The following is a 13,214-nucleotide window of genomic DNA, read 5'->3' as shown; positions in this document are numbered from 1 at the left end:
ACAGGCATGGTGACAGGGAGCTATGGCGTCCCCGGGGGGAGCCCCTCCGCCAGCAGTTCCGCCAGGTGGCGGGCGCGGACGCCGGCGAGTTGGTGCAGTTGGGTGCGGCAGGAGTAGCCGTCGGCGAGGAGGGCGGTGTGGGGGGTGGCGGCGCGGAGGGCGGGGAGGAGTTGGTCCTCGGCGCAGGCGACGGAGACCTCGTAGTGGCCGGGCTCGAAGCCGAAGTTGCCGGCCAGGCCGCAGCAGCCGCCGGCGAGGGTGCCGGTGAGGCCGGCGCGGGCGCGGAGGCGGGCTTCGGCGGCGTCGCCGAGGACGGCGTGCTGGTGGCAGTGGGTCTGGCCGGTGACGGGGCGGTCCAGGCGCGGGGGCTGCCAGTCGGGGGCGTACTCCTCCAGGGCCTGGGCGAAGGTGCGGACGCGGGAGGAGAGTTCGGCGGCCCGGGGGTCGTCGGGGAGGAGTTCGGGGAGGTCGGTGCGGAGGGTGGCGGCGCAGCTCGGCTCCAGGACCACGAGGGGGTGTGAGGACGCCTCCATGGTGTCGAGGGTGCGGCGCATCACGCGGCGGGCGCGGTCGAGTTGGCTGGTGGAGAGGTAGGTGAGGCCGCAGCAGACGGGGGCGGCGGGGAGGAGGGGGCGGAGGCCGGCGGATTGGAGGACGGTGACGGCGGCCTGGCCTACGGCGGGGGTGAGGTGGTTGGTGAAGGTGTCGGGATAGAGGAGGACGGGGAGACCCTGCGATGGCCTGGGCCGGCTCGCGTACCAGTGGCGGAAGGTGCGGGGGGCGAGGCGGGGGAGGTCGCGTTCGGGGGTGAGGCCGGCCAGGTGTTTGGCGAGGGACGCCAAGGGGGCGATGGACGCCGCGGCGTTGAGGGGGCGGGCGAAGGGGGCGGCGAGGCGGAGCCATTCGGGGAGGCGGCCGAGGGTGTGGTGGGTGCGGGGGCGGCGGCGGCCGGCGTAGTGGTGGTGCAGGAACTCGGCCTTGTAGGTGGCCATGTCGACGCCGACGGGGCAGTCGCTGCGGCAGCCCTTGCAGGAGAGGCAGAGGTCCAGGGCGTCATGGAGTTCGGAGGAGCGCCAGCCGTCGGGGATCAGTTCGCCGGCCAGCATCTCGTGGAGGAGGCGGGCCCGGCCACGGGTGGAGTGGCGTTCCTCGCCGGTGGCGCGGAAGGAGGGGCACATGACGTCGGGGCCGGTACTGGGGCCTTCGACGCGGCATTTGGCGACGCCGACGCAGCGGCGGACGGCGGTGGCGAAGTCGCCGTTGTCGGCGGGGTAGGAGAAGGCGGTCGGGACGGGGGCCGAGGGCAGGACGGCGAAGCGGAGGTGGGCGTCGAGGGGGGCGGGGGTGGTGAGGACGTCGGGGTTGAGGCCGCCGTCGGGGTCCCAGGCCTGCTTGACGCGGGCGAAGAGGGCGGTGAGCTCGGGGCCGTACATCCGGGGCAGGAGTTCGGCGCGGGCGAGGCCGTCGCCGTGCTCGCCGGAGAGCGAGCCGCCGTGGGAGACGACCAGGTCGGCCAGGGCCTCGGAGAAGGTGCGGAAGCGGGCGATGCCGGCGGCCGACACCAGATCGAAGTCGATGCGGACGTGGACGCAGCCGTCGCCGAAGTGCCCGTACGGGGTGCCGCGCAGCCCGCGGGCGGTCAGTAGGGCGCGGAAGTCCCGCAGATACGCGCCGAGTCGGGCGGGCGGCACCGCGCAGTCCTCCCAGCCGGGCCAGGCCTCCGCCCCGTCGGGGGTACGGGTGGCGGTGCCGGCCGCGTCCTCCCGTACCGCCCACAGGGCGCGCCGGGCGGCCGGGTCGGTGACCACGGTGGCGCGGAGCGCGTCGGCGGCGCGGGTGAGGGTGTCGGCGGCCGCGCGGGCCTCGGCCTCGGTGGCGCCGCCCGTCTCGGCGAACAGCCAGGCCCCGGCGGGCGGGAGGGCGGCGCGGGCGGCCGGGTCGCGGACCAGGTCGGCGGCCATGCCCTCGACGGTGAGGGGGTGGTACGGGAGGAGGCCGGCGGCCGCGTCGGCGGCGGCGGTCTCGTCCGCGTAGCCGAGGACGGCCAGGGCGCGGGCGGCTGGCTCGGGGACCAGGCGGACCTCCGCCTCGGTGAGGACGGCCAGGGTGCCCTCGCTGCCGCAGTAGGCGCGGGCCAGGTCGGTGCCGTTCTCGGGGAGCAGGGCGTCGAGCGCGTAGCCGGAGATACGGCGCGGGAGGCCGGGTGGATAGCCGGTGCGGAGCAGGGCGAGGTGGGAGTCGACGAGGGCGGGGAGGGCGGGTGGCCCGCCGGTCCAGCCTCGGGCGAGGACCGCGCGCTCGCCGCCGTAGCGGACGACGGACAGGCGGGTGACGTTGTCGGCGGTGGTGCCGTACGCGACCGAGTGCGCCCCGCAGGCGTTGTTGCCGATCATTCCGCCGAGGGTGCAGCGGCTGTGGGTGGAGGGGTCGGGGCCGAAGGTCAGGCCGTGGGGGCGGGCCGCCGCGCGGAGGCAGTCCAGGACGGTGCCGGGCTGGACGACGGCGGTGCGGGACTCGGGGTCGACGGCGAGGACGCGGCGCATATGGCGGGTGAAGTCCAGGACGACGCCGGTGCCGGTGGCCTGCCCGGCGATGGAGGTGCCCGCGCCGCGTGGGACGACCGGCACCCCGTGCTCGCGGCATACCGCCAGGGCCGCTGATACGTCGTCGGCGTCGAAGGGGCTGACCACGCCGATCGGGACCCGGCGGTAGTTGGAGGCGTCCATGGTGGTCAGCGCCCGGGCCGCCGCCCCGAAGTCGACCTCGCCGCGCAGGGCGGTGCGCAGGGCATGGGCGAGTGCGCTCGCCTCCGGTCGGGGGCCGGGGGCGCGCCGTCGGTCGGCCGTGGGTTCGGGCATGGGACCAGGATGCCCCGGCATGGTCGCTCAGACGGTGGCGGACAGGGGGATGGCGTAGGGGCCGGCGGCGGCGAGTACGGCACCGGAGAGGGAGGAGGGGGCGGCGGCCAGGGCGCGGATGGGGTGCGGGTGAGGGAGGACGGGGGCGGGGGTGAGGGGGCGGCGGGTGGGCAGGTCATAGAGGCGTACGGCTCCGGGGGCGGCCGTGGACGCGGTGACGGCGACGGGGCGGCCGCCGAGGTGGGTGACGGCCAGGGCCCGGGCCCCGTCGGTCGCGGTGAGCGGGGCGCCGAGGGGGCGGGCGGTGGCCGGGTCCCAGAGGCGTACGGCCTTGTCCCAGCCGGCCGTGACCACGACGGGGTCGCCGTCCAGGAAGGCGAGCGCGGCGGTGTGGACCTCCGCGCCCCGGCCCAGGGGCTCGCCCATCCGGCGCGGGGACTCGCCCGTCCGGCGCGGGGCGGACAGGTCCCACAGCTCCACCGTGCCGCAGTCGTCCGCAGGGTCGTCGGGGGTGGTGGTGACGGCGAAGGGGCGGCCGTCGGGCGCGAGGGCGGTGGCGACGGCGATCGGCGGGCCGCCGTCTCCGAGGACGGCACCCCCGGGGTCGGGGGCGGCCAGGTCCCAGAGCCGGGTGGTCCCGTCGAGGCAGCCGGCCACCAGCAGGGGGCGGCCGTCGGCGCCCTGGGCGGCGGCCAGGGCGCCGGCGGAGGGGCCGGTGTCGGTCAGCGGGTCGCCCAGGGGCCGCCCATCGAGGGCATCCCAGAGGCGGACGGTGCCCTCGTCGCCGCTGGCGGTCGCCACCACGGGCCGGCCGGCCACCCGGGCCAGGGCCACCGATCCGGTGCCGCCGTCGTCGGCGAAGGGGAGGCCGAGGGGTTCACCGGTGCCGGTGTGCCACACCCGTACGGCGCCCCGCTCGGTGGCGGCGACGGCGAGCGGCGCACCGTCGGCCGCGACCGCCAGGGCCCGTACGGGGGTCGGGGCTCCGAGCTCCTCACCGGTGCGGGCGGAGGCGGCGGGCCAGTGGTCGACCGGGAGGCCGGGCGCCAGGCCCGGTGTCCGGTACGGCTGTTGGGGCGGAGGCGTCATGGACACGGTGATCAGCCTAGGAGGAGCCGGAGCGGCGGGAGCAGGCGGGCCGGGGGCTCCTGGGAACACGGGCCGAGGGCGGCCTTCGCGCGCAGGGGCTGAGAGCGGTCTCAGGGCGGGCTGTGCAGGTCGTGTTCTCAGTCCGTAAGAATGCGCACACCAGCTTTCCAAAGTGATCGTCAATTCTCCTATAGTGACCAAGAATTCTCAGGATCAGGAATCGACGGCTCCAGAACTCATCCACCCCACGCCGACCACCGCCCGCCCGACGCCCGACACCCGCTGAGGACTGACGATTTGCGCCCCTCCATCCGGCCGGTAGTGCCGGCCCTGCTGATATCGGCGGCCGTCACCGGCCTCCTGTGCGTGGGGGCGGTGGCCGTCGCTCCCGACTCCGTGCGGGCACCGCTCGCCTGGGGGTCGATCGCGGCCGCCGTCCTGTTGACCGCCGCCGTCACCACCGCCGCCTCCGCGCTGGACGCGCTGAAGCGGATGCGCGCACGGGACGCCGCCCGTTCCGCCGAGGCCGACCGCCGCACCGCCGAGGCGGCCAGGATCGCCGCCGACGCCCGGGCCGACGCCCAGCGGACGCGTGCCGAGGCCGACCGGGCGGTGACCGACGCCCGTGACTACGCCGAGCGCGCGGTGGCCGTGGCCCACACCGGGGCCGAGCAGACCGCCGAGGCGGCCCGGCTGGAGGCGGACCGCACCGTCACCGCCGTCCGGATCGAGGCGGACCAGCTGGTGGCCGCCACCCGCGCCGAGGCCGAACGGACCGTCGCCGAGATACGCGCCGAGGCGGAACGGGCCGTGGCCGAGGTACACGCCGAGGCGGACCGCACGGTCACCGAGGTACGCGCGGAGGCGGCCGAGGCGCGCACCGAGGCCGACCGGATCACCGCCCTCGCCCGGGTGGACGCCGAACGCGCCCTCGCCGACGCCGCCCGGGCCCGTACCCAGGCCGCACGCAGCGAGAGCAACCGGGCCGCCGCCCTCGCCGCCTGCGCCAACGCGGCCGGCCGGATGCAGGCGCTGTCCACCAGCATGCTGGCCGACCTGCGCGAGATGGAGCACCGGCACAGCGACGAGGATGTGCTCACCGACCTGCTCCACCTGGACCACCGCACCGCCCAGGCCGGCCGGCTCGCCGACTCGGTGGCGGTGCTCACGGGCGCGCGTTCGGGCCGCCGCTGGGCGAAGCCGATCGTGATGGAGTCGATCCTGCGCGGCGCCATGGGCCGGATCAGCGGCTACCAGCGGGTCCGGCTGCACAACACCAGTGACGCCGCGATCGCCGGGCACGCCGCCGAGGGCGTGATGCACGCGCTCGCCGAACTGCTCGACAACGCCGCCACCTTCTCGCCGCCCACCGCCGAGGTGCATGTCTATGTGGAGGACGTACCGGCCGGACTGGTCGTCACCATCGAGGACAGCGGCCTGGTGATGAGCGACGTTCAGCTGCGCCGCGCCGAACAGGCGGTCACCGCCGACCACGACGGGCTGACCGGGCTGTCCGGCACCCGGCTCGGCCTCGCCGTCGTCGGCCGGCTGGCCCGCAAGCACGGGCTGGCCGTCTCCTTCCGCCCCTCGGCGCGCGGCGGCACCGGAGTGGTGGTGCGCGTCCCGCACGAGCTGGTCAGCCGCGCGTCGGCCCCGGTGCGGGGAGCCGGCGCGGCCCGGACGCGTACGGCGACGGCGGCGGTACAGGGCCGGGAGGCGGTACAGGGCCGGGAGGCGGCGGGCGCGCCTGCCCCGTCCCGTACGGCCACCCCGTCCCGTACCACCGCCCCCTCCCCCACCACCGCCGGGCTCCCTACGCGTGTGGCCCGCCCGGCCCCGGCCCCCGCCGCCACGGAGGAGACCCCGGCCACCGCGGAGCACTCGACCACCGAGGACGCCGCCCCCGAGACCGCTCCCGAGCCCGCGACCGATACCCCTCCCGCCACCCTCCCCAAGCGGCGGCGCGGCGAGACCCTGGCGGCCGCCCACCCCGGCGGGACCCCCGACTCCGCCGAACCCTCCCACGCCCCGGCCGCCCCGGCCCGGGGCGCGGCACGGCCGGCCGGCCCGGCCGCAGCCCGTTTCAGCAGCTTCCGCGAAGCGGTACGCAGCAACACCACGGAAGGCAACCCCCGATGACCACCGGCCCCCACGGCACCACGCCCGCCCTCACCGGCACCACCGACGAGAAGCTCGACTGGCTGCTGGAGAACCTGCTGAGCCGCACCCCGGGAGCCCGCCACGCGCTGGTGCTCTCCCGGGACGGGCTCAAGCTGTGCCGCACCCCCGAGCTCTCCATCGACCAGGCCGACCAGCTCGCCGCCATCTCGGCCGGCATCCAGAGCCTGTCGCACGGCGCGTCGATGGAGTTCGGCGACGGCAGCGGCGGGGTCCGTTCCGCGATGGCCGAGTTCTACGGCGGCATCCTGCTGATCGTGGAGGCGGGCGAGGGCGCCCATCTCGCGGTGGTGGCCGCCGAGGACTCCGACGTGGGCCTGGTCGGGCACAACATGAGCGAGCTCGTCGAGCAGCTCGGCGAGCACCTGCACGCCGAGCCCCGGCAGCCGTGAGCCCGCGCCGCACGGGCCCGGGGCCCCTCAGCCACCGCGACGAGTCACCGGACCGGCTCTACACGGTGACCGGGGGCCGCACCCGCTCCGGCCCGGACACCCCGTTCGACCTGGTCACCCTGGTCGTCACGGAGTCCGAGCCGGCGCCGGGCATGCAGTCCGAGCACGCGGCGATCCTGCGGCTGTGCCGGCGGCCCACGGCGATGGTGGAGGTGGCCGCCGAGCTGGGGCTGCCGGTGGGCATCACCCGCATCCTGCTGTCCGACCTGCTCGACACCGGCCGGATCAGCGCCCGCCACCCCCGTACACAGGCCGGCGGCCCCGGCGGCTACCGCCTTCCCGACCCCGACATCCTGGAGCAGGTGCTCGTTGGACTCCGCAACCTCTGACGCGACGCCGGACCCGGGCCAGGGGCCCTCCGTCGCCGGGTCCCGCCCCCAGCTCGCCACCACCGCCGACAACGGGCTGAAGATCGTGGTCGTCGGCGGCTTCGGCGTGGGCAAGACCACCCTGGTCCGCTCGGTGAGCGAGATCCGCCCGCTCAACACCGAGGAGACCATGACCCGGGCGGGCGAGGAGGTGGACGACACCAGCGCGGTCGGCACCAAGACGGCCACCACGGTCGCCTTTGACTTCGGCCGGATCACCCTGGACGCGCACAATGTGCTCTACCTCTTCGGGGCACCCGGGCAGGAACGTTTCTGGTTCCTCTGGGACCGGCTGTTCTCCGGCACCCTCGGCGCGGTGGTACTGGTGGACACCCGGCGGATCGCCGACTCCTGGTACGCGATCGACCGGCTGGAGCACCACGGCACCCCGTTCATCGTGGCCTGCAACGACTTCGGCGGCCCCGCGCACACCGAGGCCGAGATCCGCGAGGCGCTCGACCTCGGCGAGCACGTGCCGCTGGTGGAGTGCGACGCCCGCGACCGCTCGTCCAGCAAGTACGTGCTGATCACCCTGATCGAGCACCTTCGCACCCAGGTGGCCCGGGCCACCCCGCAGGCATTGCAGGAGACCCCCGTATGACCGCGCCCGTGCCCCTGTCCGGGCCCCGGTTCCAGTCCGACCCGACCCGGCTGTACCGGGAGATGCGCCGCGACCACGGCCCCGTCGCCCCGGTGGTTCTGGACGGGGACGTCCCGGCCTGGCTGGTGCTGGACTACCGCGAGCTGCACCAGGTCACCAGCGACCCGGTGCTGTTCAGCCGGGACTCCGAGCTGTGGAACCAGTGGGACCGCATCCCGGCCGACTGGCCGCTGTTGCCGATGATCGGCCGCAAGCAGCCGTCCATCCTCTACACGGTCGGTGAACGCCACCGGCTGCGGGCCCGGATGGTCGCCGGGGCGCTGGAGTCCGTCGACCCGTTCGTCCTGCGGCGGTACGCGGAGAGCTACGCGGACGGGCTGATCGACGCGTTCTGCGGGGTCGGCGAGGCGGAGCTGATCGGCCAGTACGCCTCCCTCCTCCCGGTCCGCGTGCTGGTCCGGATCTACGGGGTGCCGGACGAGCAGGGCCCGGCCCTGGTCACCGCGCTCAACGACATGATCAACGGCCAGGAGGGCGCGCTCGCGGGCCAGCAGCACATGGCCACGGCGGTGATGGAGCTGCTGGCCGCCCGGCAGCAGGAGCCGGCCGAGGACGTGGCGTCGCGGATGCTGGCCGACACCTCGGGCTTCACCGTCGAGGAGATCGCCCAGGACATGATGGTGATGCTCGCCGCGGGCCACCAGCCCACCGCCGACTGGATCGGCAACTCGCTGCGGCTGATGCTCACCGACGAGCGGTTCGCCGCCTCGCTCTCCGGCGGCCGGCACTCGGTCGCCGAGGCGATGAACGAGGTGCTGTGGGCCGACACGCCCACCCAGAACGTGGCCGGGCGCTGGGCCTCCCGGGACACCCACCTGGGCGGCCGGCACATCAAGGCCGGCGATCTGCTGCTGCTCGGCCTGGCCGCCGCCAACGCCGACCCGCAGGTGCATATCGACAGCTCGGCCATGACCGGCGGCAACGGCGCCCACTTCTCCTTCGGCCACGGCGACCACCGCTGCCCGTTCCCGGCCCAGGAGATCGCCGAGGTCATCGCCCGGACCGGTATCGAGGTGCTGCTCGACCGGCTGCCCGACCTGGAACTGACGGTCTACGCGGATGAGTTGACCCGGCGCCCGTCGCCCTGGCTGCGCGGGATGACCGAGCTGCCCGTCCACTTCACCCCGACCCCCGCCCTGGGAGGCCACCCGTGAGCGCCGAACCGCTGACCGAGCCGGAGACCGCCACCGCGCCCACGGCCCATCCCGCCGGCTGCCCGATGGGCCACTCCGGCACCCAGGCCCCCATCGTCCTCGACCCCTTCGTCACCGACCTGGACGGGGAGAGCGCCCGGCTGCGCGCGGCCGGGCCGCTGGCGCGGGTGGTGCTGCCCGGCGGCGTACCGGTGTGGGCGGTCACCCACCACGCCGAGGCCCGCGAACTCCTCACCGACAGACGGCTGGTGAAGGACATCGACGTCTGGGGTGCCTGGCAGCGCGGCGAGATACCCGCCGACTGGCCGCTGATCGGCCTGGCCAACCCGCCCCGCTCCATGCTCACCGTGGACGGCGAGGACCACCGCCGGATGCGGAGCCTGGTCGCCCAGGCGCTCACCCCGCGCCGGGTGGAGCGGATGCGCGAGCGGATCACCGAGCTGGTGGACGGCCTGCTGGACCGCCTCGCCGCCGAACAGGCGGCCGGGAACGGCGGCCCCGTCGATCTGAAGGCCACCTTCGCCTACCCGCTGCCGATGTACGTGGTCAGCGAGCTGATGGGGGTGGACGAGGCCGACCACCCCCGCCTCAAGGTCCTCTTCGACAAGTTCTTCTCCACCCAGACCGCGCCGGAGGAGGTCCTCGCCACCCTGATGGAGCTGGCCGGGATCATGGGCCGCACGGTGGCCGAGCGCCGCGCCGCCCCTGGCGACGACCTCACCAGCGCCCTGATCCAGGCCTCCGAGAACGGCGACCACCTCACCGACGAGGAGATCGTCTCCACCCTCCAGCTGATGGTGGCGGCCGGGCACGAGACCACGATCTCGCTCATCGTCAACGCCGTGGTCAACCTCTCCACCCATCCCGACCAGCGGGCCCGGGTCCTGGCCGGCGAGATCTCCTGGGACGCGGTGGTCGAGGAAACCCTGCGCCATGACACGCCCACCTCCCACGTACTGCTCCGGTTCGCCACCGAGGACGTGGCGGTGGGCGAGCAGGTGCTGCCCCAGGGCGAGGCGCTGATCGTCTCGTACGCCGCCATCGGCCGCGACGAGCGGCAGCACGGCCCCACGGCCGGGGAGTTCGACGCCGCCCGCTCCCCGATCCGGCACATCTCCTTCGGCCACGGCCCGCACGTCTGCCCGGGCGCGGCGCTCTCCCGGCTGGAGGCGGGGGTGGCGCTGCCCGCCCTCTACGCCCGCTTCCCCGCCCTCGACCTGGCCGTTCCCGCCTCCGAGCTGCGCAACAAGCCGGTGGTCACCCAGAACGACCTCTTCGAGCTGCCGGTGCTGCTGGGCTAACCACCACACCGGGATCGTCTCAAGATCACGTCTCATCGGACGGACACGGTCCTCGGCCGTGTCCGTCAGGGACTAGGCTCCGGCCCGTGGCTGAGATCCAGATTCCCGCTGACATCAAGCCCGCCGACGGCCGTTTCGGCGCGGGCCCCTCCAAGGTGCGTACGGAGGCGCTGGACGCCCTGGCCGCCACCGGCACCTCCCTCCTCGGCACCTCCCACCGCCAGGCCCCGGTCAAGAACCTGGTCGGCGAGGTCCGCTCCGGCGTAGCCGAGCTGTTCTCCCTCCCCGAGGGGTACGAGGTCATCCTCGGCAACGGCGGCTCCACCGCGTTCTGGGACATCGCGACCCACGGCCTGATCGAGGAGAAGTCGCAGCACCTCTCCTTCGGCGAGTTCTCCTCCAAGTTCGCCAAGGCCGCCAAGCTCGCCCCCTGGCTGGCCGAGCCCACCGTCATCTCCGCCGACCCGGGCACCCACCCCGAGCCGCGCGCCGAGGCCGGCGTGGACGTCTACGCCTTCACCCACAACGAGACCTCCACCGGTGTCGCCGCCCCGATCAAGCGGGCCGAGGGCGCCGACGAGGGCGCGCTGGTCCTGGTGGACGCCACCTCCGGCGCGGGCGGCCTGCCGGTCGACATCACCGAGACCGACGTCTACTACTTCGCCCCGCAGAAGTCCTTCGCCTCCGACGGCGGCCTGTGGATCGGCGTCTTCTCCCCGGCCGCCCTGGAGCGCGCCGCCCGGGTGCACGGCTCGGGCCGCCACGTTCCCGAGTTCTTCAGCCTCCCCACCGCCATCGACAACTCCCTGAAGAACCAGACGTACAACACCCCGGCCCTCTCCACCCTCTTCCTGCTCAACGAGCAGCTGAAGTGGATCAACGGCCAGGGCGGGCTGGACTGGACGGTGCGCCGCACGGCCACCTCCGCGCGGAACCTCTACGGCTGGGCCGAGGGTTCCAAGCACGCCACCCCGTTCGTCACCGACCCGGCCAAGCGCTCGCAGGTCATCGGCACCATCGACTTCAGCGACGACATCGACGCGGCCGCCATCGCCAAGGTGCTGCGCGCCAACGGCATCGTGGACACCGAGCCCTACCGCAAGCTGGGCCGCAACCAGTTGCGGGTCGCCATGTTCCCGGCCATCGACCCGGCCGACGTCGAGGCGCTGACCGCCTGCGTGGACTACGTCATCGAGCGGCTGTAATCCCTTGCGGGGAGGGCGGGGCCCGGCGGATGGTGTCCGCCGGGCCCCGCCCCCGTTTTCAGGGGCTCAGCGGCTCAACCGCCGGACCCGGCCCCGCTTCCCCGGCCTACCGGCTCAACCGCCGGAACCGCCGTACCGCCAGCGGCAGGAACACCGCCGTGATCGCCAGCGGCCAGACCACCGCCATCAGGATCGCGTTCTCCTGCACCCAGCTGCCGTCCGAGCCGACCGGGTTGCCGAAGAGTTCGCGGGTGGCCGCCGCCGTGGAGGAGATCGGGTTCCAGGCGGCGACCGCGGCCAGCCAGTCGGGCATGGTGGAGGGGGCGACGAAGACGCTGGAGACCATGGTGACCGGGAAGGCCACCACGTACAGTCCGCCGGCCGCCTCCGGGGTGGGCACCAGCAGGCCCAGCCAGGCGCCCACCCAGATCAGGCAGGACCGCAGCAGGAGCAGCAGCGCGAACCCGGCCGCCCCGCCCGCCAGTCCGCCGTCCGGCCGCCAGCCCATGGCCAGCGCGGTGAGCGCGAGGATGGCCAGCTCGGCGGAGGCCACCAGCAGATCGGTCAGCCAGCGCCCGCTGACCACCGCGGAGGGAGCCATCGGCATCGAGCGGAACCGGTCGGTGACACCCTTGGAGGCGTCGGTCACCACCGCCAGCGCGGTGTTCATGAAGCCGAAGGCCATGGTCATCACGAACATGCCGGGCATCAGGAAGTCCCGGTAGTCGGACGCGCCCCCGCCGCCCGGCGGCTTCATCGCGCCGCCGAACACATACCCGTACAGCAGCACCGAGACGATCGGGAAGCCGAGCTGCCAGAGGATGTTGACGGGCTTGCGCCGGTAGTGGGTCAGGGTGCGGCGTACGAGGTTGAGGCAGTCGGCCACCGCCCAGTACGCCCGTCCCCGGCCGCCGCCGACCTCCGATCCGGTTTTCGTGATCGTCTGGCTCATACCGTGGCCACCTCTCCGGTCAGGCGCAGGAAGACGTCGTCAAGGCTCGGTCGGCGCAGCCCGATGTCCTCGGCCGCGATGCCCTCGTCCTGGAGGGTCCGGGCGACCTCGGTGAGGGCCGCGACCCGGTCGGTGACGGGTGCGTGCACCCGCCGCTCGCCCTCCTCGGTGCGCGGCTCGCCCTCGCACACCCGGGCCACCGCCTTGGCGACCGCGGGCAGGTCGGCCGCGTCCACCGCGACCACCTCGATACGGTCGCCGCCCACCCGGTTCTTCAGCGCCTCCGGGGTGTCGTCGGCGATGGCCCGGCCCCGGTCGATGACGGTGATCCGGGAGGCCAGCCGGTCGGCCTCCTCCAGATACTGGGTGGTGAGGAGGACCGTGGTGCCGTCGGCGACCAGCGCCCGGACCGCCTCCCAGACCTCGCCGCGCCCGCGCGGGTCCAGCCCGGTGGTCGGCTCGTCCAGGAAGAGCACCCGGGGGGCGAGGATCATCGAGGCGGCCAGGTCCAGCCGGCGGCGCATCCCGCCGCTGTAGCCCTCCACGCCCTGGTCGGCGGCCTCGGTGAGCGAGAACCGCTCCAGCAGCTCGGCCGCCCGCCGCCGGGCTCGCTTGCCGCCCAGGTGGAACAGCCGGCCGAACATCTCCAGGTTCTGCCGCCCGGTCAGCACCTCGTCCACCGCCGCGTACTGCCCGGTGAGCCCGATCAGCGCGCGCACCCGGGCCGGGTCGCGGGCCACGTCCACCCCGGCGACCTCGGCGCGCCCGCCGTCGAGACGGCGCAGGGTGGCGAGGATCCGCACCGCCGTGGTCTTGCCCGCCCCGTTGGGGCCGAGCAGCCCGTGCACGGTGCCGGAGCGGACGGCGAGGTCGAACCCGTCGAGCGCCGCCTTCTCCCCGTACCGCTTCTCCAGGCCCTCGGCCCGTACCGCCCATTCGTTCATGCCGGCCTCCCCGTCCATTGAGTACACCGTACCCAGATAGCAGCGTACAGCG

Annotated in this window: 11 protein-coding genes; 7 read left to right on the top strand and 4 right to left on the bottom strand. The window is 74.6% G+C overall.

The window, feature by feature from the left end:
- Nucleotides 1-20 precede the first annotated feature (20 nt).
- Complete coding sequence (locus ABZ945_RS00825) at nucleotides 21-2,858, bottom strand: FAD-binding and (Fe-S)-binding domain-containing protein (protein ID WP_361261731.1); 2,838 nt, start codon at nucleotides 2,856-2,858, stop codon at nucleotides 21-23.
- Nucleotides 2,859-2,885: 27 nt separating this feature from the next.
- Entirely contained in the window at nucleotides 2,886-3,947 is a 1,062-nt protein-coding gene (locus ABZ945_RS00820) for a hypothetical protein (RefSeq protein WP_361262862.1), read from the bottom strand.
- Nucleotides 3,948-4,244: 297 nt separating this feature from the next.
- Here ABZ945_RS00820 and ABZ945_RS00815 point away from each other — a divergent pair, with 297 nt between their 5' ends.
- The 7 genes from ABZ945_RS00815 (at nucleotide 4,245) to serC (ending at nucleotide 11,266) form a co-directional block, all read left to right on the top strand.
- Nucleotides 4,245-6,086 carry an ATP-binding protein gene (locus tag ABZ945_RS00815; protein ID WP_361261728.1) on the top strand — a complete coding sequence of 614 codons (1,842 nt, stop codon included), beginning with the start codon at nucleotides 4,245-4,247 and terminating at the stop codon, nucleotides 6,084-6,086.
- Nucleotides 6,083-6,517 (top strand): roadblock/LC7 domain-containing protein, encoded by a 435-nt coding sequence (locus ABZ945_RS00810; RefSeq protein ID WP_248634879.1) that lies wholly within the window; start codon nucleotides 6,083-6,085, stop codon nucleotides 6,515-6,517. The genes ABZ945_RS00815 and ABZ945_RS00810 overlap by 4 nt, the downstream gene beginning before the upstream one ends.
- Complete coding sequence (locus ABZ945_RS00805) at nucleotides 6,514-6,906, top strand: DUF742 domain-containing protein (protein WP_361261724.1); 393 nt, start codon at nucleotides 6,514-6,516, stop codon at nucleotides 6,904-6,906. Before ABZ945_RS00810 ends, ABZ945_RS00805 begins: the two co-directional genes overlap by 4 nt.
- Before the next feature lie 76 nt (nucleotides 6,907-6,982).
- Nucleotides 6,983-7,546 carry an ATP/GTP-binding protein gene (locus tag ABZ945_RS00800; protein ID WP_282576894.1) on the top strand — a complete coding sequence of 188 codons (564 nt, stop codon included), beginning with the start codon at nucleotides 6,983-6,985 and terminating at the stop codon, nucleotides 7,544-7,546.
- A complete protein-coding gene (locus ABZ945_RS00795; protein ID WP_361261721.1) occupies nucleotides 7,543-8,760 on the top strand; it encodes a cytochrome P450 in 1,218 nt (405 codons plus the stop codon). The genes ABZ945_RS00800 and ABZ945_RS00795 overlap by 4 nt, the downstream gene beginning before the upstream one ends.
- A 65-nt stretch (nucleotides 8,761-8,825) precedes the next feature.
- A complete protein-coding gene (locus tag ABZ945_RS00790) occupies nucleotides 8,826-10,061 on the top strand; it encodes a cytochrome P450 (protein WP_361262859.1) in 1,236 nt (411 codons plus the stop codon).
- Between the two features lie 86 nt (nucleotides 10,062-10,147).
- Nucleotides 10,148-11,266, top strand: coding sequence for a phosphoserine transaminase (gene serC / locus ABZ945_RS00785; RefSeq protein ID WP_361261718.1), 1,119 nt, complete (start codon nucleotides 10,148-10,150; stop codon nucleotides 11,264-11,266).
- A gap of 106 nt (nucleotides 11,267-11,372) precedes the next feature.
- Here the strand turns inward: serC and ABZ945_RS00780 are convergent, their stop codons facing one another.
- Nucleotides 11,373-12,218, bottom strand: coding sequence for an ABC transporter permease (locus tag ABZ945_RS00780; RefSeq protein ID WP_361261715.1), 846 nt, complete (start codon nucleotides 12,216-12,218; stop codon nucleotides 11,373-11,375).
- Nucleotides 12,215-13,162, bottom strand: a complete 948-nt coding sequence (locus tag ABZ945_RS00775) for an ATP-binding cassette domain-containing protein (protein WP_361262856.1) — start codon at nucleotides 13,160-13,162, stop codon at nucleotides 12,215-12,217. The genes ABZ945_RS00780 and ABZ945_RS00775 overlap by 4 nt, the downstream gene beginning before the upstream one ends.
- Nucleotides 13,163-13,214: the final 52 nt, after the last annotated feature.

The sequence above is a fragment of the Streptomyces sp. NPDC046887 genome, from assembly GCF_040644755.1.
In the GTDB taxonomy this organism is placed as follows: domain Bacteria; phylum Actinomycetota; class Actinomycetes; order Streptomycetales; family Streptomycetaceae; genus Streptomyces; species Streptomyces lichenis.
Note: the sequence above shows the minus strand (reverse complement) of the source record. Positions and strands in the feature narration are given on the sequence as shown.